At 64.9% G+C, this 26692-nt stretch carries 26 protein-coding genes and 1 pseudogene; 13 read left to right on the top strand and 14 right to left on the bottom strand.

From position 1 onward, the window contains the following. Positions 1 to 228: 228 nt before the first annotated feature. Positions 229 to 1152 carry a KPN_02809 family neutral zinc metallopeptidase gene (gene ypfJ, locus BLS48_RS16875; RefSeq protein ID WP_091579373.1) on the bottom strand — a complete coding sequence of 308 codons (924 nt, stop codon included), beginning with the start codon at positions 1150 to 1152 and terminating at the stop codon, positions 229 to 231. Between the two features lie 195 nt (positions 1153 to 1347). On the opposite strand from ypfJ, the gene BLS48_RS16870 reads away from it, so the two are divergent. After that, complete coding sequence (locus BLS48_RS16870; protein ID WP_244529636.1) at positions 1348 to 3414, top strand: hypothetical protein; 2067 nt, start codon at positions 1348 to 1350, stop codon at positions 3412 to 3414. Positions 3415 to 3597: 183 nt separating this feature from the next. On the opposite strand, the gene BLS48_RS16865 is transcribed toward BLS48_RS16870, so the two are convergent. Together BLS48_RS16865 and mntR are read right to left on the bottom strand one after the other, a co-directional pair. After that, positions 3598 to 3786: a hypothetical protein gene (locus tag BLS48_RS16865; protein WP_091579367.1), complete on the bottom strand. Its 189-nt coding sequence runs from the start codon at positions 3784 to 3786 to the stop codon at positions 3598 to 3600. A gap of 100 nt (positions 3787 to 3886) precedes the next feature. Next, positions 3887 to 4342, bottom strand: coding sequence for a manganese-binding transcriptional regulator MntR (mntR, locus tag BLS48_RS16860; RefSeq protein ID WP_167365116.1), 456 nt, complete (start codon positions 4340 to 4342; stop codon positions 3887 to 3889). Positions 4343 to 4576: 234 nt separating this feature from the next. Between mntR and BLS48_RS16855 the strand changes: the two genes are divergently transcribed. The 3 genes from BLS48_RS16855 (at position 4577) to BLS48_RS16845 (ending at position 7632) form a co-directional block, all read left to right on the top strand. Further along, positions 4577 to 5935, top strand: coding sequence for an Nramp family divalent metal transporter (locus tag BLS48_RS16855; protein WP_091579361.1), 1359 nt, complete (start codon positions 4577 to 4579; stop codon positions 5933 to 5935). An 84-nt stretch (positions 5936 to 6019) separates the two neighbouring features. After that, positions 6020 to 6862 (top strand): protein-L-isoaspartate O-methyltransferase family protein, encoded by an 843-nt coding sequence (locus BLS48_RS16850; RefSeq protein ID WP_091579358.1) that lies wholly within the window; start codon positions 6020 to 6022, stop codon positions 6860 to 6862. Between the two features lie 119 nt (positions 6863 to 6981). Beyond that, complete coding sequence (locus tag BLS48_RS16845) at positions 6982 to 7632, top strand: dihydrofolate reductase family protein (protein WP_091579356.1); 651 nt, start codon at positions 6982 to 6984, stop codon at positions 7630 to 7632. Positions 7633 to 7700: 68 nt separating this feature from the next. Here BLS48_RS16845 and BLS48_RS16840 read toward each other — a convergent pair whose 3' ends face one another. Beyond that, positions 7701 to 8570, bottom strand: a complete 870-nt coding sequence (locus BLS48_RS16840; protein WP_091579353.1) for a LysR family transcriptional regulator — start codon at positions 8568 to 8570, stop codon at positions 7701 to 7703. Between the two features lie 97 nt (positions 8571 to 8667). Here BLS48_RS16840 and BLS48_RS16835 point away from each other — a divergent pair, with 97 nt between their 5' ends. Next, complete coding sequence (locus tag BLS48_RS16835) at positions 8668 to 9267, top strand: LysE family translocator (RefSeq protein WP_091579351.1); 600 nt, start codon at positions 8668 to 8670, stop codon at positions 9265 to 9267. A 69-nt stretch (positions 9268 to 9336) separates the two neighbouring features. On the opposite strand, the gene BLS48_RS16830 is transcribed toward BLS48_RS16835, so the two are convergent. Next, complete coding sequence (locus BLS48_RS16830) at positions 9337 to 10131, bottom strand: SDR family NAD(P)-dependent oxidoreductase (protein WP_091579348.1); 795 nt, start codon at positions 10129 to 10131, stop codon at positions 9337 to 9339. A 208-nt stretch (positions 10132 to 10339) separates the two neighbouring features. On the opposite strand from BLS48_RS16830, the gene BLS48_RS16825 reads away from it, so the two are divergent. Further along, complete coding sequence (locus BLS48_RS16825) at positions 10340 to 10795, top strand: MarR family winged helix-turn-helix transcriptional regulator (RefSeq protein WP_091579345.1); 456 nt, start codon at positions 10340 to 10342, stop codon at positions 10793 to 10795. A gap of 24 nt (positions 10796 to 10819) precedes the next feature. Here BLS48_RS16825 and BLS48_RS16820 read toward each other — a convergent pair whose 3' ends face one another. Beyond that, on the bottom strand, positions 10820 to 11998 hold the full coding sequence (locus BLS48_RS16820) for an MFS transporter (protein ID WP_091579343.1): 1179 nt from the start codon (positions 11996 to 11998) through the stop codon (positions 10820 to 10822). Positions 11999 to 12193: 195 nt separating this feature from the next. Between BLS48_RS16820 and BLS48_RS16815 the strand changes: the two genes are divergently transcribed. From BLS48_RS16815 to carB, 4 genes are all read left to right on the top strand, one after another. Further along, on the top strand, positions 12194 to 12550 hold the full coding sequence (locus tag BLS48_RS16815) for an ArsR/SmtB family transcription factor (protein ID WP_091579340.1): 357 nt from the start codon (positions 12194 to 12196) through the stop codon (positions 12548 to 12550). A 91-nt stretch (positions 12551 to 12641) separates the two neighbouring features. Continuing rightward, the gene (locus BLS48_RS16810) at positions 12642 to 13400 is read left to right on the top strand and encodes a metallophosphoesterase family protein (RefSeq protein WP_091579338.1); all 759 of its coding nucleotides are present in this window, start codon (positions 12642 to 12644) and stop codon (positions 13398 to 13400) included. Between the two features lie 267 nt (positions 13401 to 13667). Next, positions 13668 to 14567, top strand: coding sequence for an SH3 domain-containing protein (locus tag BLS48_RS16805; RefSeq protein ID WP_091579501.1), 900 nt, complete (start codon positions 13668 to 13670; stop codon positions 14565 to 14567). Between the two features lie 241 nt (positions 14568 to 14808). Further along, positions 14809 to 18312 carry a carbamoyl-phosphate synthase large subunit gene (gene carB, locus BLS48_RS16800; protein WP_091579498.1) on the top strand — a complete coding sequence of 1168 codons (3504 nt, stop codon included), beginning with the start codon at positions 14809 to 14811 and terminating at the stop codon, positions 18310 to 18312. Between the two features lie 97 nt (positions 18313 to 18409). Here carB and BLS48_RS16795 read toward each other — a convergent pair whose 3' ends face one another. The 5 genes from BLS48_RS16795 to BLS48_RS16775 all read right to left on the bottom strand — a co-directional run bounded on the left by BLS48_RS16795 (position 18410) and on the right by BLS48_RS16775 (position 22714). Next, complete coding sequence (locus BLS48_RS16795) at positions 18410 to 19585, bottom strand: FAD-dependent monooxygenase (protein WP_091579335.1); 1176 nt, start codon at positions 19583 to 19585, stop codon at positions 18410 to 18412. 181 nt (positions 19586 to 19766) lie between these two features. Next, positions 19767 to 20159, bottom strand: a complete 393-nt coding sequence (locus BLS48_RS16790; RefSeq protein ID WP_091579332.1) for a RidA family protein — start codon at positions 20157 to 20159, stop codon at positions 19767 to 19769. A 276-nt stretch (positions 20160 to 20435) separates the two neighbouring features. After that, positions 20436 to 20828 (bottom strand): RidA family protein, encoded by a 393-nt coding sequence (locus BLS48_RS16785; RefSeq protein WP_091579329.1) that lies wholly within the window; start codon positions 20826 to 20828, stop codon positions 20436 to 20438. A 266-nt stretch (positions 20829 to 21094) separates the two neighbouring features. Next, positions 21095 to 21559 (bottom strand): cupin domain-containing protein, encoded by a 465-nt coding sequence (locus BLS48_RS16780; protein ID WP_091579326.1) that lies wholly within the window; start codon positions 21557 to 21559, stop codon positions 21095 to 21097. Between the two features lie 201 nt (positions 21560 to 21760). After that, positions 21761 to 22714: a YihY/virulence factor BrkB family protein gene (locus BLS48_RS16775; protein WP_244529635.1), complete on the bottom strand. Its 954-nt coding sequence runs from the start codon at positions 22712 to 22714 to the stop codon at positions 21761 to 21763. Positions 22715 to 22829: 115 nt separating this feature from the next. Between BLS48_RS16775 and BLS48_RS35685 the strand changes: the two genes are divergently transcribed. After that, entirely contained in the window at positions 22830 to 22982 is a 153-nt protein-coding gene (locus BLS48_RS35685; protein ID WP_167365100.1) for a hypothetical protein, read from the top strand. Between the two features lie 12 nt (positions 22983 to 22994). Here BLS48_RS35685 and BLS48_RS16770 read toward each other — a convergent pair whose 3' ends face one another. Then, on the bottom strand, positions 22995 to 23738 hold the full coding sequence (locus BLS48_RS16770; protein ID WP_091579321.1) for a DUF899 family protein: 744 nt from the start codon (positions 23736 to 23738) through the stop codon (positions 22995 to 22997). A gap of 142 nt (positions 23739 to 23880) precedes the next feature. Here BLS48_RS16770 and BLS48_RS16765 point away from each other — a divergent pair, with 142 nt between their 5' ends. Beyond that, positions 23881 to 24216 carry a hypothetical protein gene (locus BLS48_RS16765; RefSeq protein WP_091579319.1) on the top strand — a complete coding sequence of 112 codons (336 nt, stop codon included), beginning with the start codon at positions 23881 to 23883 and terminating at the stop codon, positions 24214 to 24216. A gap of 251 nt (positions 24217 to 24467) precedes the next feature. Here the strand turns inward: BLS48_RS16765 and BLS48_RS36685 are convergent. Continuing rightward, a pseudogene (locus tag BLS48_RS36685) lies at positions 24468 to 24954 on the bottom strand (GNAT family N-acetyltransferase). 5 nt (positions 24955 to 24959) lie between these two features. After that, the gene (locus BLS48_RS16755) at positions 24960 to 25925 is read right to left on the bottom strand and encodes a lytic transglycosylase domain-containing protein (protein WP_091579316.1); all 966 of its coding nucleotides are present in this window, start codon (positions 25923 to 25925) and stop codon (positions 24960 to 24962) included. A 181-nt stretch (positions 25926 to 26106) separates the two neighbouring features. On the opposite strand from BLS48_RS16755, the gene BLS48_RS16750 reads away from it, so the two are divergent. Then, positions 26107 to 26676, top strand: a complete 570-nt coding sequence (locus BLS48_RS16750) for a methylated-DNA--[protein]-cysteine S-methyltransferase (RefSeq protein ID WP_091579313.1) — start codon at positions 26107 to 26109, stop codon at positions 26674 to 26676. The last annotated feature ends 16 nt before the right edge of the window (positions 26677 to 26692 follow it).

Genomic DNA, 26692 nt, shown 5'->3' with positions numbered 1-26692 from the left:
ACAATAAGGGAACGGGCAGGAATCGTTGATCCTGCCTCTCCCTGACGGCGTCTTTACCATCAGATCAGCGTTGGGAAACGCGCCCGAGACTGTTTCGAAATTCGCTGTGGCGAGCCATATAGTCGTGGTTTCGAGAACCGGAGCGGAGCGGACATTTGGTCCGTGAGCACCGGAAGCGCAGAAAAAGCCGCTAGATGGCCGACAGAGCAGAATTTCCAGACAATCTCCTCAGATCGGCCCGCTCAGCGTATTGCAGTCCGAAAGCTTGCCGCTCTTGTAGCCGCGCGCCAGCCAGGTCTGCCGCTGCTGCGAGGTGCCGTGGTTGAAGCTTTCCGGCACGACATAGCCCTGCGTCTTCTTCTGCAGCGTGTCGTCGCCGATCTGCTTGGCGGCATTCAGCGCGCTTTCGATGTCGCCCTGCTCCAATATGCCCTTCTGCGCGGTGTAGTGCGCCCACACGCCGGCGAAGCAGTCGGCCTGCAGCTCGATGCGCACCGACAGCTGATTGGCATCGGCTTCGCTCATGCCTTGCCGCATCTGATCAAACTTGGACATGATGCCGGTCAGGTTCTGCACGTGGTGGCCGACCTCATGCGCGACGACATAGGCACGGGCGAATTCGCCGGAAGCGCCGAACTGCTGATCGAGCTGCTGGAAGAAGGTCATGTCGAGATAGACCTTGTGGTCGCCGGGACAATAGAACGGACCGGCCGCCGCGGAGGCAAAGCCGCAGGCCGAGCGGACCTGGCCGCTGAACAGCACCAGCTTCGGGTCCTCATAGGTCAACCCTTGCGACTTGAAGATTCCGGTCCAGGTGTCTTCGGTCTCGGCCAGCACGGTGGCCACGAACTGCTTCATCTCGTCGTTCGCGGGCGCGCCCGCGCCGCTGTCCTGGCCGCCGCTATTGTCGGTGACCTCGCCGCCGCCCGGCGCCAGTCCGCCATCGCCACCACCCAGGATCGTCGACGGATCGAAGCCGAAATACCATCCGGCAAGCACCACCAGGATGACGAGGAAGATGCTGCCACCGCCGCCGGCACGGCCGCCGATCGGGATGCGGAACTGACCGGGGCTGCCGCCGCCGATACCGCCACCGCTGTCGCTGCGGTCATCCTCGATGTTGTCACTCTGACGACGGCCTCTCCAGAGCATGGCAACTCCTCGTGCTGCAGACTTCCCCGCTGTGCCGGCAAGGCCGGTTCAACCCAACAAACAATTATCGCAATGGTTGCGCCAAGTCACAGCATTTTTCGTGACTTGGGGCGTTGCTGGCATGCGCGCTTCACCACTCTGGCCGAGCCCGGGGAAGGCCTGTAGCATCGCCCGCGAATGGAGGGACGAGGGCGCTTGCGAACGATCGGCCGGATGATGTTCCTGCTGGCATTGAGCTGCATGGGCTTGCGGGCCGCCGGCGCCGTGACGCTCGATTCCAGCGTCGCCGTCACCGATCCCGCCACCTTGCAGGCGCTGGAGCGCGGTGGCCTGTCGATCAGCCGCCTGCTTGGGCCCGCCCTCGGCCTCACCCGCGACGTCGACAATCGCGGCCTGTTTTCGGTGCCGGCGCTGGCCACGGTGCGCGACACCGTCAAGCAACAGATCGGCGACGAGCCGAAGACCAGCCCCGACCCCTATGTCGCTGATATGGCGAAGTCGAACGACACCAGCCAGAAGTTCAATCCGAAATACATCGATGACGACGGCTCGACGCTGGACCTGACCGGCGTCGTCAACCGCATGGATCGCGGCTATCTCGGCCATACCGAATGCGGCGAGATCCGGCTGATCTACCGCTTCCATTATTCGGTCGCGGAAAAGGCGGCCAATGGAAAGGGCACGCAGCGCATCTCCTCGCGCCTGCCGCTGACCATGAGTCTCGTTTTCAACGCCAAGCCCACACAAGCAAAAACCCGCGCCTCGAAGGACCTGCCGCGCGCAACGGACGTGTCCTGCGCCGAAATCGCCAAGCGCTGGCTGGCGGCCGGTCAAAAGGACCTGCCGCCCGAACAGCTTGCCGCCTGGCTGCGCTCCGACGAAGGGCCGCTGTCCGGTGCCATGCTGAACGCGGCGCAGATCATGCGGCTCGAACTCAACATGCAGGTGCTGCGCCTGTCGGCCTCGACACGGCGCGATTTCGGCGGCCACGCCGAATACCTGCTGAAGATCTTCAAATGGGATCCGGCCACTTCGAGCTTCCACGAATCGAGGATGGAGAACCAGATCGACCGGGCAACCGTGCTGGCCGACAAATCGGCCTTCGCCAAATGGCTGCTCACCGACCGCAACATCTACGACCTCGACCATGGCCGACTGGTCATCGACGAAAAGTTCCTGGCCAAGAGCGCCGTCTCGGTCGCGCCCGGCGGGCTGAGCCGATCGCAGAACAACATCGCCTACGGGCTGGTCGACGACGCCGATATCGACCGGGCGCTGAGAGACTATGTCGCCAGGGGCAACACGCTCGCCACCATCAAGTCGGTGGCCGGCTTCGATTTGCGGCTCAACGAGATGAGTTGCACCGGCTGCCACCAGACGCATGGCATTGCCGGCTTCCACTATACCGGCGCAGATCCCGCCAGCGAGCCGCGCCGCAATGCCGTCTTCGTGCCGGGCTCGGCGGTGTTCTTCGCCGACCTGCCGCGCCGCCGCGCCATCGTCGAGCAGTTCGCCGCCGGCGGGCATCCGGATTTCAGCAAAGGCTTCGCCGCCCGCCCTGACCAGAAATATGCCGAGGCGCTGAAAGGCACCGACCTCTACAATGGCTGGGGCTCGATCTGCTATCGCGGCGAGGATTTGAGCTTCAAGGACTGGACCTGCGGCGCCGGACTGCGCTGCGCCGGCGTGCACGAAAGCGCCATCCGTCCTGGCTTCGGCACTTGCGTCAGCGAGGCCGGCACGGCGGTCGGTGACCCGGTCGAGTTCGGCGAGATCAGGATGTCGAACTGGGGCAACGACAAATATTGCCGCCTGTCGCCGGCTACCGCCAAGGACTGCGCCATCGATCCGGCGCGCGACAAGAAGCCCGTGGTGAAGCTTGCCGGTTACGGTGCCGCGCGCCAGCGCTATGATAATCCGCAACAAAAGACCGGCGGCTTTCCCGGCGGCATGCTGCGCAAGGCAAGCTGCGACAAGCTTCCCGACGAAGCGACGTGTGGCCGACTCGCCAAGACCGGCTTCAACGACTGCGTTGCCTCCGGCAAGGATCACAAATATTGCACCAGGGAATTCACCAAGACCGCCGGCCTGCGCGCCTGCGACAAGGCGCATCCCTGCCGCGAGGACTATATCTGCACCGCCGGCTACGACGACCTGCCGCAAGCGAAACCGGGGGAAGGCACCTGCATCCCGCCCTATTTCATCTTCCAGTTCCGTGTCGATGGCCACCCGCGCAGCTGGGTGCAGGATGTCAGGGAGTGAGAGAACGGTTTGCCGCAGGAACATTGAAAGGTCCAGTGGACCTTTCAAAGGGCTCGAACGTCCGGAGCCATAGCGAAGGGCCAAGCGCCCGGCAGCCATGATCTGCTGGTGTCATCGTCGATCAAAGGCACAGTGACGACCTCGAAGCAGGTGTGCCGCCTCCAGCTCGTTGAAAAAGATCGCTTAGCCCTTCTGTTTAGCCCCGGCGCTCTTGCCGTCGGAACTTTTCGAGCGTTCCTCGAAACGCGCGGCGCCCTTCTTCAGCGGGTGCCCGGTTTCGGCCTCGGTCTTGCGCTCGTCCTTCGCCGCCGCCTGCTTCAATCCCTTTGCCGCCTGCTTGCCCTTCGCGGTCGGTGCCTGTTCAATGCCCATTGCTTCCTCCTTGCCGCACGACAATCGCGCGATGTCAGGAGCAACGTGCATAACATCAGGCGGTTCCGGCAGCCTCTCTTTTGGAAATGGCTGATGCGACTTAGCGCGTCGCCGTCATCGCCTTGCGAAACGCTTCCAGCGTCTCGGCGCTGACATGGTGCTCGATACCTTCGGCATCGATGCGCGCGGTCTCGGCGCTGACGCCGAGTGAACGCAGGAAGGCCTCCACCGTCTGGTGGCGAATGCGGCTCTCCTCCGCGACCTTGCGGCCGGCATCGGTCAGGAACACGCCGCGATAGGGTTTTCTCGACACCAGCCCATCGGCGCACAGCCTGGTCAGCATCTTGGCCACCGTCGGCTGGGCGACACCGAGCCGGGCAGCGATATCGACCTGGCGCGCCTCGTTGCCGTCCTCGATCAGGTCGGCGATCAGCTCGACATAGTCCTCGACCAGCGCACTGCGACGCGCTTCGCGCGTATGCCGGAATCCTTCCGAATGAACGTCGGCGTCAGGCAGCGGCTTTTCGCGCGGGACCGGTCTGTTCTTCAGCGCCAATGCGCGCTCCTCCTGGGGGCTTGCCCCTCTATGCATTTATAGCACGGGCTCTGATTCTTCAGGCCGTTTATTTGCATTCCGCCGCACGTGCAACCGGCGTTCCCGTTTGCCCCTTTCGCACATCGATCAGCGCCAGCTAAAAAGCACCGACAATGAAATATAGCATATTGCATAATGTTGAGCCATGGCATAGCTTAGGGTGGCATCGACCAGTGTCGCGGAAAGCGTTCTTTCATGTCCGAAGCCGAAGTCTCCCGATCCACATGGCAGTTTGCCAGGCCCGAGGACGACGACCAGCCAAGCCTGCGCGAGGTCAATTCCTCCATCGCCGTGCCGAGTTCGGGCGTCTGGTTCCGCCGCCTGTTCGCCTTCATGGGGCCGGGCTACATGGTCTCGGTGGGCTATATGGATCCGGGCAACTGGGCGACCGATCTCGCAGGCGGCGCCCAGTTTGGCTACACCCTGCTGTTCATCATCATGCTGTCCAACCTGATGGCGATCCTGTTGCAGGCGCTGGCGGCGCGGCTTGGCATCGCCACCGGCCGCGACCTCGCCCAGGCCTGCCGCGCCTACTATCCCCGCCCCGTCAATTTCGTGCTGTGGATCGCCTGCGAACTGGCCATCATCGCCTGCGACCTGGCCGAGGTCATCGGCACCGCGATCGCACTGCAGCTTCTGTTCGGCATTCCATTGGTCGGCGGCGCCATGCTGACGGCGCTCGACGCCTTCCTGGTGCTGCTCCTGATGAACAAGGGGTTTCGTTACCTCGAAGCCTTCGTCATCGCGCTTTTGATCATCATCTTCAGCTGCTTCGCCATCCAGATCTTTTTCGCCGCGCCGCCGGCCGGCTCGATCCTGCATGCCATGTTCGTGCCGTCATCCGAGATCGTCACCAACCCGGCTATGCTCTACATCGCCATCGGCATCATCGGCGCCACCGTCATGCCGCACAATCTCTATTTGCACTCATCGATCGTGCAGACCCGCGCCTATGAACGCACTGACAAGGGCAAGCGCGACGCCATCAAATGGGCAACGACGGACTCGACAATCGCCCTGATGCTGGCGCTGTTCGTCAACGCCTCGATCCTGATCGTCTCGGCAGTCGCCTTCCACGGCACCGGCCACCAGGATGTCGCCGAGATCGGCCAGGCCTTCGAGCTGCTGTCGCCGCTGCTTGGCCTGAGCATCGCCTCGATCCTGTTCGCCGTGGCGCTGCTCGCCTCCGGCCTGAATTCGACGGTGACGGCGACACTGGCCGGCCAGATCGTCATGGAAGGCTTCCTGCGCCTGCGCATCCCGAACTGGGCACGCCGGCTTCTGACGCGCGGCATCGCCATCGTCCCGGTTGTGGTCGTCACCGCGCTCTATGGCGAAAAGGGAACCGGCCAGTTGCTGGTGTTCAGCCAGGTCATCCTGTCGATGCAGCTGCCCTTCGCGGTCATCCCGCTGGTGCAGTTCGTGTCCGACAGGAAGAAGATGGGCAACCTCGCCATTCCGCGCGGCGTTGCCGCACTCGCCTGGGTGGTCGCGGCCATCATCCTAGTGCTCAATTTCAAGCTGCTCTACGATACGATGTTCGGGGTCGGCTGAGTCCGGCCTCGCCGGGAAATCGACGCCCCTGCCACCAAGCGGTCTCGCGACAAACCGGCAATCCGCACTATCATCCTGCGCACCATGAGCAAGATCGAAGATGTCAGGAAATTCTATGCCCGGCTGATGGCGGCCAATGCGGCCTCGCCCGACCCGCGCCTGGAAGCGGTTTTCGCCAGCGTGCCGCGTGAAGCGTTTCTCGGTCCCGGGCCGTGGACCGTCGTCGCCGGCAGCGGCAAGATCATCACGCCGAGCGCCGATCCGGCTCACATCTACCAGAACGTGCTGGTGGCGCTGGACGCCGACAAGGGCATCAACAATGGCGAGCCATTCCTGCATGCCATGTGGATCGGCAAACTTGCGCCAAAACCCGGCGAGGCCGTCTCTCATATCGGCGCCGGCACCGGCTACTACACCGCTTTGCTGGCCAGGCTGGTTTCGCCCGGCGGCACCGTCACCGCTTTCGAGCTGGACGAAAAGCTGGCCGGTCTCGCGCGGCAAAACCTCGAAACCTATGGCAATGCGACGGTCGTCCATGGCGATGCCGTCACGACGCCCTTGCCGCCATCCGACATCGTCTATGTCAACGCCGGCGTCGTCGCGCCGCCGGCCGGATGGCTGAGGGCCTTGCGCCCCGGCGGCCGCATGATCTTTCCCTGGCGCCCGGCCGAGCGCGTCCCTCTGGCGGTGCTGGTGACCCGCACCGAAAAGGGCTTCGCCTGCGATCCATTCATGCGCTCGTGGTTCATTCCATGCTTCGGCGCGTCGGCAGCAAGCCTTGCGGCGAAAATCCCGACGCGCGACCAGGCCGCGCGCAGCCGCTCTATCTGGCTGACGCAGGACAAGACGCCGGACCGCACCGCGACAGCGATCTTCGGCGACGTCTGGTTCTCATCGCGCAGCCTCGATGCCAAGCCTCACGGTTGAACCACCGATGGCGGCTTTGCCAAAAATCCGCATGGCGTTGTCGGACCGGTGAGCGGTCGCCCGTCCTTGGGCTGAAGTCCGGCCACGACGGCGTGGATTGAAGAAACGGGAGCATGAGAATGAGAAAGATCATCGCCGCGACATTCGTCAGCCTCGACGGCGTCATGCAGGCGCCGGGCGGTCCGGAAGAAGATCCGGTCGGCGGCTTCAAGTTCGGCGGCTGGACGTTCCATTACTTTGACGAGGTGGGGGGCGCGGCAATGGGTGAACTGTTCTCCAAACCTTTCGCGCTGCTGCTCGGCCGCAGAACCTACGACATCTTCGCCGCGTATTGGCCGTATCAGAACGATCCGATCGCCGATGCCTTCAACCCTGCGACCAAATATGTGGCCACGCATCGGCCGGATTCGCTCACCTGGCAGAACACGCAATCGCTTGGGCCGGATATCGTCGCGACGGTGCGCCGCCTCAAGCAGGAGGATGGACCTGACCTGCTCATCCAGGGATCGGGCAGTCTGATCCAGACCCTGCTCGCCAACGGGCTGATCGACGAGATCCGGCTGATGATCTTCCCGTTGTTGCTGGGCAAGGGCAAGCGACTGTTCGGCGATAGCGCGATGCCGGCCGCCTTCAAGCTTGTCAAGTCGCAGACTTCCAGCACCGGCGTCATCATGGCGACCTACGAGCGCGCGGGCGAAATCGAGGTCGGCTCCTTTGTCACGGGCGAGCCATCCGGCGCTGAACTCGAGCGGCGGAAGAACTGGAAGTAGCGGGACGGCCTTGGCACCTTTCCTCTCCCCCGATCGACGGGGGCGAGGAAACCAAGTTCTGAGAGGCTTCAAGCCGCCACCGGCCGCCGCGCCAGCCCGTCGCGGATGTGGCGCGCGAATTCCTGCGCGGCGGGACCGACGCCATGCCTTGGCAGATGCAGGTTGATGGCAAAATTCGGCAGCGGTGGCAGCCCGGAGTCGAGAGGCAAAATGTCGAGATCGGCCGGCACGGTGGAGGCGAGCCAGGTGGTGACGGCGAGGTCCGAGCGGACCGTCGCGGTCGTCGCGTCGATGTTGCCGTTCTCGAACACGGTGCGCCATTCGAGCCCGTGCTCGCCGAGCGCCGACAGCACAGCTGGTCGGAAGGCACAGGTGTCGGCAACAATCGATACCGGCAGCGGCCGCTTGGCGCGGGCAACGCCGCCCTTGGCGCCGACCCAGACCAGCCGGTCGATGGCCAGGCACTCGCCGGCTGACGGGCCAACACGTTCCTCGATCACCGCAAGGTCGATGGTTCCGGCCGCAAGTGCCGCCACAAGCTCCGGCGACGAGGCGCAGACCAGCGAGATCTCGACCTGTGGATAGGTCTCGGCATAGGTCTTCAACACCGGCGCCAGCAAGGTGCCGACAAGATCGTAAGGCACGCCGAGTCGCACCTGGCCGGCCACCTGGGTGCCCACCATCTCGGCCCATATCTCGTCATTGAGGCCAAGCAGGCGCTTGCCCTTGCCGAACAGCCTTTCGCCGGCGCGCGTCAGCCGCAAGCCGCGCCGGTCGCGCTCGAACAGGCTCGAGCCGAGCGCCTCCTCCAGCCGCTTGACCTGCTGGCTGACGGCGCCTTGCGTCAGATGCAGCGCGTTGGCGGCCGCCGTCATGCTGGCCTTGTCGGCGACGGTCACGAAGGTGCGGATCAATGCCATGTCGAGGTTTCGGGTCATGTTGGCATTATGACTTCTAATGCCAACCATGGCAAACATTGTATTTACTGAAGTTGATGCGCAGCTACGATGGCAGGCCTCTAACAGAGGAAGCCGCATGTTCGAGCCCATCATCCCCCTCGTCCTGTTTGCCATCGTCGCAACCACCACGCCCGGTATCGCGACGACATTGTCGACGGCATCCGGCGCGCGGTTCGGCTTTCGCCGTTCCGTTCCCTTGCTGGTCGGCAGCGCCGCCGGCCTCGCCACCGTGACGGGCGCCGCCGCCGCCGGGCTCGCCGGCCTGCTGCTTGCCGTGCCCTCCCTGCAACTGGCGATGAAGATCGCCGGCTCGCTCTATCTCGTCTGGCTGGCGATCAGGATCGGCCGCAGCGGGCCGCCCAATCTGGACGTGACCATGGCCAGACCGAATAGCTTTCTCGGCGGCGCCGGCATTCAGTGGATGAACCCCAAAGGTTGGGCGATGGGGCTGGGCGCGGCGGCCTCGTTCGCGGCTCTCGCCAGCGGACCGCTGCAGCTTGCGCTTTTGCTCGGCGCCACTTTCGGCCTCGCCGCCGCCGCCTCGCTGTCGCTGTGGTGCGTGGCCGGCATGCTGCTTGCCCGCCTGCTCAAAACCGAGTGGCAATGGCGCGCGCTCAACATCGTTCTGGCGCTGGTGCTGGCTGCCTCGATCATTCCGATGTGGCGGTCGGCTTAGGATCCGGTTCCTCTCCCCCACGGATGTGGGGAGAGGAACCCAAGTCCTGCGAGGTCGGCGCTACCTACCTCAAGCCGCGTAGCGCGCTGCCGGCTTGTTGGCGTGCAGGCTGCCGAAAAAGCCCTGCCTGGCGCCAAGGAAGGCATCCAGCTTGGCCGCATCGGCAAGCCCCGGCGCGGTCACGGCTTCGCCCCTGGCCAGGCCGACAAGGGCGGCGTCGACCAGATCGTCGGCGCTCATGACGATCTCCTGCGGAACGTTGTTGATGTCGCTTCCGGCGGCTTCCCAGAAATCGGTCCGGGTGGCCCCCGGCAGCACGACCTGCACCGTCACGTCGGTTCCCGCGACTTCGCGCTGCAGGGCCTCGGTGAAGTTGACGACATAGGCCTTGGTGCCGCTGTAGATGCCGCCGAACGAGGTGTCGAAGGCGAGCACCGAGGCGATGTTGACGATGGCGCCGCGATTGCGTGCGATCAGACCGGGCAAGACGGCACGGGTCAGCCGCGTCAAGGCGATGACATTGACCTTGATCATGCGCTCGGCGACATCGGCGTCCGCCGTCGCCACCAACGGCGCACCACCAAGGCCGGCATTGTTGACCAGCAGCGTCACGCTGTCGTCGGCGGCGATCGCCTGCTCGACGCGGCGGACGTCGTTGTCGTCGGCGAGATCGGCGCTGATCACGCCGACCTTGTGGCCGTATGCATAGCGCAGCTTCTCCGCCAGTTCCTCGAGCCGATCGGCGCGCCGCGCCACCAGCACCAGATCATAGCCCTGCCCCGCCAGCCGGTCCGCATAGACCGCGCCGATGCCCGACGAGGCTCCGGTGACGACCGCCGTGCCCTTGTTGCTCTGTCCACTCATTGTCCTGGTCCTTCTTCGATTGATTTGCCTGGCCGCCGGCACCGTGGGCAATCGCCCTCGCCTTGCCGGCAAAGCTGCGTTATTTCATTTAGTGGCATATACCACTATTGGTGAAGTAGGCATATGCCACTATCTTGTCAATGATCGAAACCGGGATTATTTGTCAGGCAGCGGACGGACATCACGTCGCCGTCGCCAAGGACCCATCATGTCGAAAGACGCGCTGCCCGGACTGACCCTTTGCAACAATGCCATGCTGCGGCGCGCGGCGCGCAAGCTCGGCCAGTTCTATGATGATGTGCAGGCGCCTTCCGGCCTGAAAGCCACGCAGCAGGGCCTGCTCTACCAGATCCATATCGGCGGCGAGCCGGCGATGGGCGCCATTGCCGCCGCCCTTGTCATGGACCTGTCGGCGCTTGGCCATACGCTGAAGCCGCTGATCCGTGACGGCTATGTCGAGACATTCGCCGACCCCGACGACCGCCGCATCAAGCGGGTGCGGCTGACGCCTCGGGGCCTGGTCAAGCTCGACGAGGCAATGAAGCTGTGGCAGGTCGCCCAGCAGCGTTTCGAGGATGTGATCGGCAAGGACAAGGCCGCGAGGCTGCGCGCGGCGTTGGATGAGATCGCCGCGCTCGATTTTGACTTGCCGCCGGCCAGTTGAGCCGGCCGGCATCGCAGACAGACCTTATTCCGCCGGCATCGCGACAGGCCGAGCCGCCCAGCGGCCGGCGAGCACGATGCCAAGCCCGACGATCGGGAAGGCCGCGGCGACCAGGCCGAGATCGGCCGGCGCGCCATAGCGCAGCACGCCACCACCAACCACCGCGCCCAGCGCCACGCCGAGATAGAGCGCCGAGCCGTTGAGCGACAGCACGATCGGGGCGGCGTCAGGCGCCAGCTTGATGATGCGGCTGGCCTGTGCCGGCGGGAACGCCCAGCCGACGATGCCCCACGGCACCATCATCGCCATCAGCGCCGGCCCGGCGATGTGCTGCGGCAGGAAGGTCGGGATGACCGAGAGCATCACCAGCATGGCGGCGCTCAGCGTCAGCGACCAGCCGACGGTGCGGGTGGCGCCGAAGCGGTCGGCCGCTTGCCCGCCGGCAATGTTGCCGATGACGGCGCCGACGCCGAAGGCGAGCAGCATGCCGGGCAGCGCGATCTGGCTGAGCCCGCCGCCCTCGATGGCAAGCGGCGCGACATAGGCAAAGACGGTGAAGGCACCGGTCAGCGCCAGCAATGTCGTCACAAGGATTGGCATCACGCCGGGACGCATGGCCGCGGCAAGCCGCCGCCTGAGCGGCAGCCGGGTGCCGACGATGCCGCGCGGCAGCCGGTACCATAGGATGGCGCCCGCAAGCGCGCCAAGCCCGGCGATGGCGTAGAACGTACCGCGCCAGCCGGCGATCGTCGCAACCAGCGCACCGAGCGGCGCCCCGACGGCGACGGCCACCGTGGTGCCGCCGACGACGACGGCGATGGCGCGGGCGCGGTGGTGGTCATCGACGAGCGCCACCGCCGTGCCCTGCGCGGTCGCCGCGAACAGGCCCGACGACAGCGCCATGACGACGCGCGCGGTCAGCAGCAGTTCGAAGGAAGAGCTCATGGCCGCGGCAATGTTGCCGATGACGAAGAACACCAGCGTCCACAGGATGACGCGCCGCCGGTCCCATTCGCCGGTCAGCGTCGCCAGGATCGGCGTACCGACCGCATAGGCGAGCGCGAAGGCGGTGATCAGCGTGCCGGCCAGCGGGATGGAAATGCCGGCATCCCGGGCGATGTCGGGCAGAAGGCTGGAGATGACGAAGCCTTCGGTCGAGATCGTGAACGATCCGAGCGCAAGCCAGAAGAGGCGCTTGTCCATGGCTGATATCCTTAGTTCAAAAGTTATTGAACAATTGGACATAACAGGGCATGTTGTCAATGAAGCCAGGGAAAAATAGCTGAACCGTCCTGACAGCCCTGTGTCAGCATGGATCGCAAAACGGAGAAACAGTGTGTGCGGCCACGGCGGGACAGACGCGTTGAAATCGGCCGGAACTGTGCTTAGGTTCCAGCCATGACCTTGCCTCACCCCAATACCGACCAGATCAGCCTGCCCATCGTGCTTGGCGTGCTCGGCGACCCGACGCGGCTCGCCATCGTGCGCTATCTCGCCAGCAAGGAAGGCGTGCCGTTGAACTGCAGCCAGTTCCTCGATCTCGGCTCGAAGACCAATCTGAGCTATCACCTCGCCAAATTGCGCGAGGCCGGCGTCACCCGCGCCGAAGTGGTCGGCACCAGCCGGATGATCACGCTGCGCCGCGCCGACCTCGACGCCCGCTTCCCCGGCCTGCTCGACAGCGTCATCGCGGCGGCCGGAGATGATCCAGCCCTGCCGGCGGTCGGCGGCCACGACATCGAGATTTCTGCCTGAGGGTTTTCCTCTCCCTCACGGAGTGGGGGCGAGGAACCCAAGTCCTGGAAGGTCCCCTTCCCGTGACCAGTCACCCCACGGAGCTCCCCAAATGCGCATCGCCGTCCTCGCCGATATCCACGGCAATGTCCTGGCGCTGGAGGCCGTGCTCGACGATCTCAAGCGGCGTGGCGGCGCCGAGCTGACCGTCAATCTCGGCGACAGCGTTTCCGGCCCGCTGTGGCCGCGCGAGACGTTTGAGCGGCTGCAGGCGCTCAACCTGCCGACGGTGCGCGGCAACCACGACCGCCGCGTCGCCGCCGATCCGGCCGACGAAGAAATGTGGGCTTCGGACGCCTATGCGCAGGAGCGGTTGACGCAGGCGCAGCGCCAGGTGCTTTTTGCGCAGCCCCTCACCTTGGAGATCGCGCCCGGCGTCATCGCCTTCCACGCCCGTCCCGACCATGACGAGAAATACCTCGCCGACACGGTCGTCGATGGCCGACTGGTGCGCGCGCCGCTGGCGGCGATCCGCCGGCGGCTGAAGGCGCTCGACCCCGCCTGCCGCATCGCGCTGTGCGGCCACAGCCACCGCGCGGAGCTGATCCGCGTCCCCAACGGTCCCATCATCTTCAATCCGGGCAGCATCGGTTGCCCCGCTTATGACGATGCGACGCCCCCGGCGCATGTTTCCGAGCAAGGCTCACCGCATGCGCGCTACGGCATTGTCACATTGGGTGGCGCCGGCCAGCCCGACCGCTTCGATTCCATCGCCGTCGACTACGATCACGAAGCGGCGGCGCGCCAGGCCGAACAGGCGGGACGGCCGGAATGGGCACACGCGCTCAGGACCGGGTTCATGCCAGGCTGAGCGAAGCTCATGCCAGGCTGAATGCCCTTGCATTCATGCCGCCAGGCTGAGCGAAGCTCATGCCGGGCTGAACGCTCTTGCGTTCATGCCGCCCCGGCTGAACCTACCCATGCCCCAGGCTGATCGGGAACAGGCCGAGCTCACACAGACCCCTGAATTTTCGGGCTTACATGGCGCCGCCTCGTCCCTTATAAAATCGGCCGGGCATGTGGCGCGGTTCGACCCTGCCGCCGCATGGTGACTTGAGTATCAGCGCACGGCCACATGATGAGGCGCACAGTTACGCTCCGAACAACCCTGCATGCGCTGATTGCCGCCCCGCTGCTGATGGCGGCATCGCCGATCATTGCCCCCGCGCTGGCCGAAGAAGCGCAGGACATCGTCATCTCCATCGTGACTGGCCTGGCGCCGAACGATCTCCTTAACGTCCGCGTCGCCGCATCGGCAATCGCCAAGGTCCAGATGCGGCTGGACGCTGGCGCCAGCGTCACCAATCTCGGCTGCAACGACGTCAACGGCCACAAATGGTGCAAGATCGCGGCCACCGACAACCCGAAGCTAAGCGGATGGGCGCCCGCGCGCTACCTGATCCCCCTCAATCCGGCTGCCTATGTCGAAGGCACGACCGGGACAATGGAGGCCGCTCCGGCAGCAAACGGCGAAGTCGCCGCCGGGTCCGCCGCCTCCAACCAGTCGGCGCCGGCACTACCGCCAGACCTCTCGGCGCGGCTGGGTGGCGACGGGCAGGCCGCCTCTGAATCGCCAATGGAATCCGCCGCCATCACCGCCATGCAGGATGCCTACGGCCTGGCGCTGGCGGCGAATGAAACCCCGCCGACCGGAGAGATCCAGGACCCCACGCCAGCCCAGCCTCCCCTCCAGGAGGCGGCCGCCTCCGGAGCCGTGGAAATCCCCTGCGCGCGCTATGTCGGCCAGCCGATGACCGGCTGCCAAGCGAGCGTCACCCGCAACGGCACCGACAAGGCCGACGTGACCGTGACCTGGCCCGATGGCGGCACGCGCATCATCTCCTTCTCCGCCGGCCTGCCCGCCGGCTCGAACGCGGACAGCGATTTCCGCTTCACCCGCGAGGGCAGCCTGAACATGATCCGCGTCGGCGTGTCCGAACGCTTTGAGATCCCGGATGCAGTGGCGTTCGGAGACTAGGGATTAGGCAGTAGGCAATAGGCAGTAGGGGTGTACGTTCAAGGCGCTTGAAAAGCCCTACTGCCTACTGCCCAATCCCTACTGCCTAATCCCACTGCCTCCGCTCGCATTTTCGGGGTTACATCGGGCAAACTCTTCCCTATAAGGCCCTCCTAGCCTGATACCAGAATCGCGAGCACAACCGGCCGGGTCTTCCCGTCCCGGTTTTTTGTGCAAGCCGCCCGCCGAACGGACCTACGCCATGCCAAGACGCACCGACATCAAGTCGATCCTGATCATCGGGGCCGGCCCCATCGTCATCGGCCAGGCCTGCGAGTTCGACTATTCCGGCACCCAGGCCTGCAAGGCGCTGAAGGAAGAAGGCTTCCGCGTCATCCTGGTCAATTCCAACCCGGCCACCATCATGACCGACCCGGAACTGGCCGACGCCACCTATATCGAGCCGATCACGCCTGAAGTGGTGGCCAAGATCATCGCCAAGGAACGGCCCGACGCCCTGCTGCCGACCATGGGCGGCCAGACCGCGCTCAACACCGCGCTGTCGCTGCGCCGCATGGGCGTGCTCGACCGCTACAATGTCGAGATGATCGGCGCCGACGCCACGGCAATCGACAAGGCCGAGGACCGCGCGCTGTTTCGCGAGGCGATGAAGAAGATCGGGCTGGAAACGCCGAAGTCGATGCTGGCCAACGCCACCGACGTCAAGAACGCCGACCGCAAGACGCATGAGGCCGAGCGCGCGGCGCTGAAGGCCGAGAAGCCCGAGAACCTCGACGCCGCGCTCGACGCGCTGGAAACCCGCTGGAACCTCGGCGAAGGCGACCGCAAGCAGCGCTACATCAGCCATGCCATGGCGATCGCCGCCCAGGCGCTCGACCATGTCGGCCTGCCCGCCATCATCCGCCCGTCCTTCACCATGGGCGGCACCGGCGGCGGCATCGCCTACAACCGCGCCGAATTCTACGACATCGTCCAGTCCGGCCTCGACGCCTCGCCGACCACCGAAGTGCTGATCGAGGAAAGCGTGCTCGGCTGGAAGGAGTACGAGATGGAGGTCGTCCGCGACAAGGCGGACAATTGCATCATCGTCTGCTCGATCGAGAACATCGATCCGATGGGCGTGCATACCGGCGACTCGATCACCGTCGCCCCGGCGCTGACGCTGACCGACAAGGAATACCAGATGATGCGCAACGCCTCGATCGCGGTGCTGCGCGAGATCGGCGTCGAGACCGGCGGCTCCAACGTGCAGTTCGCCGTCAACCCGGCCGATGGCCGCCTGGTCGTCATCGAGATGAACCCGCGCGTCTCGCGCTCCTCCGCGCTCGCTTCGAAGGCGACCGGTTTCCCGATCGCCAAGATCGCCGCCAAGCTTGCCGTCGGCTACACGCTGGACGAGCTGGAGAACGACATCACCGGCGGTGCCACGCCGGCTTCCTTCGAGCCGTCGATCGATTACGTCGTCACCAAGATCCCGCGTTTCGCCTTCGAGAAATTCCCCGGCGCCGAGCCGGTGCTGACCACCGCCATGAAGTCGGTCGGCGAGGTCATGGCCATCGGCCGCACCTTCCAGGAATCGCTGCAGAAGGCGCTTCGTGGTCTCGAAACCGGCCTGACCGGCCTCGACGAGATCGAGATCCCCGGCATCGGCCACGGTGCCATGGCGGCCAACCATGCCGACGACCGCAACGCCATCCGCGCTGCCCTGGGCACGCCGACGCCCGACCGGCTGCGCATGGTGGCGCAGGCGATCCGCATGGGCACGTCGCTCGAAGACGTGCACGCCATGTGCAAGATCGACCCGTGGTTCCTCGAACAGATCGCCGGCATCCTGGCCATGGAAGCGCGCATCCGCGAGCATGGCATTCCGCAGGATGCCGTCAATCTGCGCATGCTGAAGGCGATGGGCTTCTCCGATGCCCGCCTCGCGTCGCTGACGAAGACCGACGCCGAAGTGATTGCAAAGATTCGCGAAAAGCTCGACGTTCATCCGGTTTATAAGCGCATCGACACCTGCGCGGCCGAGTTCGCCTCGCCCACCGCCTACATGTACTCGACCTATGAAGTGCCGTTTGCCGGCCACCTCGCCAACGAGGCGAAAGTGTCGTCGCGCAAGAAGGTCGTCATCCTCGGCGGTGGCCCCAACCGCATCGGCCAGGGCATCGAGTTCGACTATTGCTGCTGCCATGCCGCCTTCGCGCTGCGCGACGCCGGCTATGAAGCGATCATGATCAACTGCAACCCGGAGACCGTGTCGACCGACTACGACACCTCGGACCGTCTCTACTTCGAGCCGCTGACGGCGGAGGACGTGCTGGAGATCCTGCGCGCCGAGCAGGCCTCTGGAGAGCTGGTCGGCGTCATCGTCCAGTTCGGCGGCCAGACGCCGCTGAAGCTCGCCGACGCGCTGGAGAAGGCCGGCATCCCGATCCTCGGCACCTCGCCCGACATGATCGATCTGGCCGAGGACCGCGATCGCTTCCAGAAGCTGCTGCACAAGCTCGGCCTGACCCAGCCGAAGAACGGCATCGCCTATTCGGTCGAGCAGGCCCGCCTCGTCGCCGGCGAACTCGGCTTCCCGCTGGTGGTTCGCCCCTCCTATGTGCTCGGCGGCCGCGCCATGCAGATCATCCATGACGAGAGCATGCTGCAGTCCTACCTGCTCGACACCGTGCCCGGCCTGGTGCCGGAGGACATCAAGCAGAAATATCCCAACGACAAGACCGGCCAGATCAACACGCTGCTGGGCAAGAACCCGCTTTTGTTCGACACCTATCTCAGTGGCGCCATCGAGGTCGATGTCGACTGCCTCTGCGACGGCAAGTCAACCTTCGTCTCCGGCATCCTGGAGCACATCGAGGAGGCCGGCATCCATTCGGGCGACAGTGCCTGCTCGCTGCCGGTGCACTCGCTGCCCTCGGAGCTGGTCGACGAACTGGAACGCCAGACGGCCGCGCTCGCCCGCGCGCTCAATGTCGGCGGCTTGATGAACGTGCAATATGCGATCAAGGACGGCACGGTCTATGTGCTGGAGGTCAACCCGCGCGCGTCGCGCACCGTGCCCTTCGTCGCCAAGACCATCGGCCGTCCCATAGCGAAGATCGCCGCCCGCATCATGGCCGGCGAGACCCTAGAAGACGCCTTCGCCCATTACGGCGCCATGCCCGACCCCAGGAACCCCGGCCACATCGCGGTCAAGGAAGCGGTGTTCCCCTTCGCCCGCTTCCCCGGCGTCGACATCCTGCTCGGCCCGGAAATGCGCTCGACCGGCGAGGTCATGGGCCTCGACCGCGATTTTGCCCTCGCCTTCGCCAAGAGCCAGCTCGGCGCCGGCGTCGACCTGCCCCGCTCCGGCACTCTGTTCGTCTCGGTGCGCGACGAGGACAAGAAGGGCATCCTGCCGGCGGTCAAGCGCCTGGCTGGCCTTGGCTTCAAGGTGCTGGCCACCTCAGGCACGCAGCGCTTCCTCGCCGAAAACGACGTCGTCGCGGAAAAGATCAACAAGGTGCTGGAAGGCCGCCCCCACATCGAGGACGCCATCCGCAACCGCCAGGTGCAGATCGTCTTCAACACCACGGACGGCCAGAAGGCGGTGTCGGACTCCAAGTCGCTGCGCCGCGCAACGCTGATGCAGAAGGTGCCGTATTACACGACGTTGTCGGGCGCGGCCGCGGTTGCGGAAGCGATTGCGGCGCTGAAGGCGGGGAGCCTGGAGGTCAGGCCGCTGCAGGAGTATTTTGCCTAGAGCCTGTTCCATCCCGATGGAATCGGGATGGGGCTCTATCTCTTTGTTTGAGCATGATCTTTCCCGAAAACCGGATTCCACTTTTCGGGATCATGCTCTAGAGCGAAGCGGCGGCGGTCTCGGCTTCCGCATAAGCGTCGTAATTCCAGACCCAGGCGCGTTCCTGCCGCTGGGCGTCAAGCTTGCGGTCGCGGGCATGCAAGTCGCCGCTGGCTGCGTCATAGCGGGCACCACTCACGCGCGACATGCGCTGGACGCCGGCAGTCCGCTCGCGTCGCAGCTGTTCGTAGACCAGCAGCGCCTGGGGGGCTGACTTGCGGTCCGCATGGCTCAGCACCGTCGCCAGTGCAACGGCGTCTTCGATGGCCTGATTGGCTCCCTGTCCGATGTGCGGCAGCATCGGGTGGGCGGCGTCACCCAGCAGGGTCAGGCGCCCGCGAGTCCAGTTTGCGAGCGGCTCGCGATCGAACAGGCCCCACCGAAACGTCGTCTTCACCTGGGCGATAATCGTCTCGACCATCGGGTCCCAGCCGGCGAACTCCCGGGCAAGCGCGGAGGGATCGCCCCGCGCCGACCACGACTCCTTCAACGGCTCATCGGTCGTGACAAAGCCGACATAGTTGACGAGCAGGCCGGCGCGCACGGGAAAGACAAGAAAATGCCTGCCTGCACCGAGCCAGTTGCGCATCGCTCCCGGCGGCCACGAGACGCTCCCCGCCGGGATCACGCCGCGATAGGCGACCGATCCCGAATAGAGCGGGGCGGACGGGGCGACGACGAACTGCTGAAGGGTCGAATGGATGCCGTCGGCCGCGATCACGACGTCAGCCGTGGCGCGCAAACCATTGGCGAAAGTGATCACGGCCTGCCCGTCATCCTGCTCGAAGCCGATGCATCTGTGGCCAGCCTTCACACGATCAGCAGGCAGCCGGTCGACGAACATGGCCAGCAGATCGGCGCGGTGCATGCCTTGGAACTCGATTTTGCCGGCAAGCTCGGGCGGCCACATCGCCGCGGCATAGGCGCCATCGGCGCGCCGAAACTGTGGGTCGACCCATCTCGCCCCCAAACGGATCAGCTCGTCGCCAAGGCCGAGGCGCCGAAGCATCCGCACACCGTTCGGTTGGATGGCGACGCCGGCGCCGACCTCGGCCAGGGCCGCCGCCTGCTCATAGAGACGAACCTCCATGCCGCGTTGATGCAGGGCGAAAGCCGTGGCGGCGCCACCAATGCCGCCGCCAACGACCGCCACGCGTAGCGGGCTCGTGCTCATGGCTCCGGCTGCTCAGGCATTGTCAGTCCTAGCCGGCAATCCGGCCGCCCTTGACTATGGGCGCCCTGGCGCCGGCGCACAAGGCAGGCAAAATCAGCAACATGCTGGAAGGCCGCCCGCATAACGAGCACGCCATCCGCGACCACTAACGATGCTGAAATCAGGGGGCGAGAACCTACCCTCACGCCACAGCCACACACTCAATCTCGATATCGAACTCCATCGGCCACGACGCCACCGGCACGAAGCTGCGCGCCGGCGGGTTGGTCGAAAAATACTTCGCATAAACCCGGTTGATGGCGTTGTAGAAGCCGGAATTGACGGCATAGATGCGCACCATCACCACGTTCTCCAGTGAGGTGCCGGCCGCCTCCAGGCAATGTTTCAGCGCCTTCAGCGACGCCTCGGTCTGCGTTTCGATGTCGCCGCGCACCATCTCGCCGGTCACCATGTCCACCGGCGGCGTCGCCGAGATGAACACGAAGCCGTTGGCCCTCACCGCTGTCGAACAGGGAAGGCCGAGCGCCCGCACCTTGGCCGACATGACCGGCACCTCTATGACTTCCTTCTTCATGGCAATCTTCCTTTGTTGGTCAGGCTGGCGCAAAGACCCCCTCACCCAGCCTCCGCTTCGCTCGGCTGACCTCTCCCCGAGGGGAGAGGAGATTGCCAGCGCGGGCGCCAGTCTCTTCTCCCCAGCGGGGGTCCGAAGGACGGGCGAGGCAAGTGACTCGCCCCGGCACGGGTGGCCGCGAAGCGGCCGGATGAGGGGGTCTTTGCGATAACCTCTGATTTTAGGGAGCTTATCCCGGCACTGGCGGAACGCCAGCGCCGACGCATGGTCCAGCGCTCACGCCACCGCCACGCACTCGATCTCGATGTCGAACTCCATCGGCCATGACGCCACCGGCACGAAGGTCCGCGACGGCGGATTTTCGGGAAAATGCCTGGCATAGACGCGGTTGATGGCGTTGTAGAAGCCGGAATTGACGGCGTAGATGCGCACCATCACCACGTTTTCCGGCGAGGTATCGGCCGCTTCCAGGCAATGTTTCAGCGCCGTCAGCGACGCTTCGGTCTGCGTTTCGATGTCGCCCTTGACCAGCCTGCCGGTGAAGATATCGAGCGGCGGCGTGCCGGACACGAAGACCAGCCCCGCGGCCCTGGTCACCAGCGACAGCGGCACGCCCAGCGCACGCACGGCCGCCGACAGCACCGGCACTTCGATGACTTCCTTCTTCATAGTGATCTCCCCGAGTTTCAGGGCAGCTTATCGCGCCGCCAGCCGAACGCCAGCGCCGTTCTCCCTTCTCCCCTTGTGGGAGAAGGTGGCACGGCGCGCTAGCGCCGGGTCGGATGAGGGGTGTTGGAAGAAATGGGGCGTTGCTGATTCTCGCCCTGAACTACTTTCACAAATGACCGTATTGCCAAGCTGGAACACCCCTCATCCGACCTCGCTTTGCGAGGCCACCTTCTCCCACAAGGGGAGAAGGAAAGGCATGGCTCCAGTCACCCCTGCCCCGGATAGGGCGTGCCATCCTTGTGCAAAAAACGTCCGTCGGAACTCGGGCTCATCATGTCGATGTCGGAACAGGTGATGACATCGTCCGGGTTGCGTGAGCCGACCTCCAGATAGCGCGCCGTCGTGGAAGACCTGTTGATCATGTGATGGCCATTGCCGCTGTTCCTGGCAAAGGTCGCGCAATCGCCGGCGCGCAGCAGCGTCTCGCCGCCGTCCTCGACCAGCGTCAGTTCGCCTTCCAGCACATAGACGAACTCGTCCTCATGGCTGTGCCAGTGCCGCTGGCTCGACCAGCCGCCGGGCGGCAATGTCATCAGGTTGACGCCGAAATCGGTGAGGCCACCGGCATCGCCTAACCGCCGCCGCGTGCGGGTCGCACAGGGTTGATCGAAGGGCGCGGGATAGCCCGAGCCCTTGCGCACGGGCACGGCTGACAGGTCGATCTTGGGCATTGCTGCTCCCTCGGATTGATGGCCGCAGTCTAGTTCACGGCAGGCGCAGGCACAGAGCCACCTTGCGGTACTGGGTTTGCCAGGCCGCGTTGGAGCACCCGCTGCCCTTGAAGGAGCAACCTCATGACTGCAGCGTCACCTCGCCCTCCTCCTCGCCGTCCCACAGCGCACCATCACACGCATGGTCTGTCGATGTTGACGCTATGGGCGACGAGGCCCCAGCAGAAAGGCTGTCATCGTTGCACTCGCGCACGCCACCGCCAACAACGCAACGGCACCCGAAGAGCTGGGCTTTTGGCGAATTGAAACAGTTTTTTCTGAAGTGGACGCATTTTGAACCAGACCGTTCAGGTCGGACCTACTGCCATGTCGAACGGAATAGGCGCGGGTCAACTCTGCACCGAGCAGAAAGATTTCCGATGAATAGTAGACCCAGAGCAGTATGACGAGCAACCCTCCGGCCGCACCATATGACGATGCGATCGCACTTGTGCCGATATACCAACCGATAAGCGACTTCCCCAATGTGAACAGTGCGGCGGTCACGACAGCACCGATCCCGACATCCCGCCATTCCAAGACACGATCCGGCAAGACTTTGTAGATAGCGGCGAACATCACGGAGATCAGGGAAAAGGAAATTAAGGTGTTGATCGCGCTCAGAACAAATTCGCCGAACGGCAATTGAGCGCTGATCATGTTGCCCAGAGCCGAGATCGCGGCGCTCGCCACCAGGGACACCAGCAACATAAAGCCGAGTGCGGCGACCAAGCCGAGACTTGCTGCACGCGCACGCAAGAGACGCGACAGCGAACTCCCCTTCGTTTCAACCTTCCATATTGCATTCAGGGCCTGCTGCATCTCGCCAAAGACCGCAGAGGCGGTGACGAGCAAGGTGGCCACGCCAACGATGGCCGCCAGGGTCCCCGATGATTTGCTGGATGCCCCTTCGAGGGCTGTCTGAAGGAGCGCTGCGCTTTCTGAACCCATCAGCCCCGATATCTGAGCAGACAAAGCCAACTGCGCTGCGTGATGACCAAATGCGATGCCAGCTATCGCGACGACAATTATCAGAACTGGGGCCAGCGACGTTGCGGCATAAAAGGCCATCGCCGCGCCATGACTAAGGGCATTGTCGTTGACAAAGCCAACCACGCTTTCTCGCACCAAGTCCCATATGTTTCTAGTTGTGAGTCGCACTTCGTATCCGTGAAAGGGGTCGCAAACCGTCTACTATCAATGCAGCGGATCTTCCGATGTTCCGGCCGACTTGAGCGAGAGGTTCACCAGCGATGTAAAGCGCGCGATCAACAGTGCGGAAACCGTGCGCAAGGCGAGCAGGCAAGAACCCGCCTATCTCATCGGGCAGGTGGTTGGCGACCATGTGCTGAAAAGCCACTCCGAACTGAAGCGCTGCGGCTGAACCAGCCGGCTGTCAATGACAGCACGCCTCGCCATATTGCAGCTGCTCGTGCCAGTTCGGCCGGCCCTGCGGCGTGAAATCCATCAAGTTCCACAGCGTTTCGCAGGTGCCGAGGCCGCGCGGGTCCTGGCCGGGATCCGTCGGGGCGAAATCCAGTTCCGACGACCAGAAATGGCGGATGCCGTCGGCATCACGATGGAACACCGAAAGCAGCGGGATCTGCGCGCCGTCTGCCGCCTCCGCATTGTAGTCGCGCTTGAAGCTGTTGGCGGCCGAGGACACCAGCCGCATGTTCCTCCAGCCTCTGTCGCGGCCGAGCGTGACCAGGTTTTCGAGCGCGGTCTTGCCCACCACGGCGAAGTTGAAGCCGGCGGCCTCGAGATGGCCGACCGCGCCGTCGAACTGGTCGAGCAGCGCCGTGCAGGATGGGCATGGCTGGTCGGGCCGTGCCAGCTTCGCCGTCCCGCCGCTGGTCGCCACGTCGCGCGTCTCCTGCGGATGGCGCGGAAACATCATGTTGTACAGGATGAGCGAATCCTTGCCCGGCGCGAACAGCTCCGAGAGCCTGACCTTGGCGGGCTTGCCATCGGCGTCCAGCGCGTCGAACACATAATCCTGGCGGATCAGCCCGCCCGGCGGCAGCGCGCGCCGCGCCACGGCGACGTCCTCCATGGCACGGCGCAATTCGATTTCCTTCCGCAACAGTCTTTCGCGGGCGGTGCGATATCGGGCGGATTCGTTGGGAAAGGTGATCATGATCGGCTCCTTGGGTCACGGCGCCGGCGTCCCGGCGCGGTTGCTCTGCGACCCAAGGACGTTTCGCAGCGATCCCTTCCGACATTTTTGCGCATGGCGGGATGGCGTTGTATCTGTTCGGCACCGCGATCCGGGGACAACCATGCACGACGACGAGATCGACCTGCGCTGCCCGCAAGTGGTGGCCGACAACGCCGCCAAGGGCCTGAGGCTGCGCAAGCAGTTCGGCCGGGGCGGCACCGAGATCGGCGTCGCGCGGGCGACCGAACTGAAGAACCGGGAGAAGCTCGCCCCCTCCACCATCCGCCGCATGGTCAGCTATTTCGCCCGCCACGAGGTCGACAAGCGCGGCAGGAACTACGGCAATGAGGCGAACCCGTCGGCAGGCTACATCGCGTGGCTTTTGTGGGGCGGCGACGAAGGCCGCGCCTGGGCGCTCGATCTCAAGCAGAAGATCGGCAACGCACCGGATATCTAGGGAAAAGATCGCGCATGAAGGCGGGTCCCGAAACCCCCGCCCCGGAACCCGCCATGGAGGGGCCACCACATGCCGGTGCAGCCTCCTCCTGTGCCCAGCCGATCGACGATCCCGGATCGGCTAAATGGCGTCATGACGTTGCGTTAGCATGGGCCGGTCGCCGCCTATGTGAAGCGGCTCACAATGCGTGGGTGGTTTGCGCTCGGGCGGCGGGAAAATCCGCCGGCACCAATCGACAGAAAGCGACCGGCCTAGCCTTCCCAGGCGACCGGCGACATCCCCAGCCGCTCATAGAGCCGGACGGCGGCGGCGTTCTCCACCGTGTTGGTCTTCAGGTCGACACACTCGGCGCCCCGTTCGCGAAAGGTGGCGAAGCTGTGCCACATCAGCGCCTCGGCGATGCCCTTGCCGCGCGCCTCGGGGTGAACGGCAAGCCTTGACGAAGGCGCGGGACCAGCAGAGCGCCGCCGCCGCCAGCCGGCCCTTGGCGTCGATGACGAGAAAACACAGCGCCGGATCGAATTCAGGGTCGTTGGCGACACGCGGCCACCACTCCTCGAACGGGCCATCGGCGCCGTCGTCGAACACTTCGCTCAGCAGCGCATGCAAGGCCGGCGCGTCACCGGGCTCGAAGCAGCGCATGACGAAGCCATCGGGCCAGCGCGGTGGAACGAGCGTCTCGTCGAGGATCTTGCGCAGCCGGATGTCGTTCGGGGCCGGCGGACGCGGTTCAGGCATCGCGCTCAGGCGTCGGGCTGCGGACGCCGCTTGCGGTCGGTGCCGAGGCCGGTAGCCTCGAGCAGGCCCTTGCGCTTGGCGTCGAAGTAATAGCCGGTCTGGTAGAGCCAGTCGGCGCGCTTGGCGTTGCCGCCGGCCACCAGCCAGGCGCCGCGCAGATATTTCACCGCGTATTTCAGATTGGTCTCGGCGTCGAACAGGCCCTTGGCCGGCCCGTCATAGCCCATGCCGCGCGCCGTCGCGTGCTTGATCTGCATCAGCCCCCAATGGCCGTTGTTGTAGGCCTTCGGGTTGAAGGTGCTCTCGCGGTTGACGACATGGCGCACAAGGTCCGCCGGCACCTGGTAGAGCGCGGCGTATTTGACGATCAGCCGGTCGACGTCGCCGCGCATGCCGGTCGCATGCTCTTCTTCGGCCGGGGCGACCGGATCAACCGGCGCGGCCGGGAACTGCACCAGGGCGGCCGGGTTCTGCGGCACGACATAGGCCACCTGCTGCACGCCGGGCATCATCGACGCCTGGGACACCGTGCCGCCGGCTAGCAGAGTCTTCTGTCTGCCCGCCGCCGGCGTGACGCCGGCGATGGCATAGGCGGTTTCGGCCGTGGCGTTGGTCTTGACCACGGCGGGCGCCGCGTTGGCGGTCATCACCACGGGCACGGCCGGCGCTGCCGGGGTCGATCCGGCAAAGGCGGCGGTCGCGGCAGCCGCCGGTTGCGCGGCGGGATCGAGTGCCGGCGCGGCGGGGCTGGCCGACAGATCGGCCGCCTGCACGGGGGTAATGCCGGATGATTCCGGCAGCACCGAAACCGTCTCCGGCAAAGGAATGGTGAAACCGGCATCGGCGCCCGCGGCGGTCGCGGTTTCGGTAAAGGCAGGCGCGGGCTTCATCTGCGAGGTCGACGTGCAGCCGCTGAGGCCGGCAGCAGCGACGATGACGCCGATCGCGATAAGATTGATTTTTGCTGGCAAGCCGCGCTCGGGTCCGGTTCGTCGGGTCGTTAAGGAATCCCTTACACCAGCGATTCCTGGTGGGCAATCGGGGCCATCAGGCGGTTTTCGGGTGGCGGGACTCGGGGTCCGATGCCATATTGTTCCGGATATGTACCGGTATGAATCCCGATTTCCGCCACTTTGCGGAAAGGAGCGCATCATGGAAACGACATCCCAGATCACGGCCGGCCACGCAGTGTTAGAAACAGTGATCGGTTTCATGGGCATCGCCTGGAGCGAAAAGGGCCTGATCCGGCTCTGCCTGCCCGAACGCAGCCGCGAAGCGGTCGAGCGGCGGCTGATGCGTCATGCCGGCGTTTCAGCCTCGACGGCCCAGCCGCCATGGGTGGTCGCCCTGATCGCCTCGATCAAGGCCTATGCGGCGGGCGAGGATGTCGATTTCTCCGGCGTGCCGGTCGATCTCGCCGGTGTCGACGATTTCCGCCTCGCCATCTATGACGCGGCGCGAAAACTCGCCTTTGGCGAAACCACCACCTATGGCGAGCTGGCCAAGACCGCCGGCCATGCCGGGCTTGCCCGCGAAACCGGGGCAGCACTTGGCGCTAATCCGGTGCCGCTGGTCATCCCTTGCCATCGCATCCTTGCCGCCGGCGGCAAGATCGGCGGGTTCTCGGCGCCCGGCGGTTCCGTCACCAAGGAAAAGATGCTGGCCATGGAAGGCGTGCGCGTCGGCCCGCCGCCGCCCGCGCAGGTTTCCTTCGGGTTTTGAACCAGGGCCGCAAGTC

This window comes from Mesorhizobium qingshengii (assembly GCF_900103325.1).
GTDB classification, from domain to species: Bacteria; Pseudomonadota; Alphaproteobacteria; order Rhizobiales; family Rhizobiaceae; genus Mesorhizobium; species Mesorhizobium qingshengii.
This window is presented reverse-complemented; position numbering and strand designations above follow the sequence as displayed.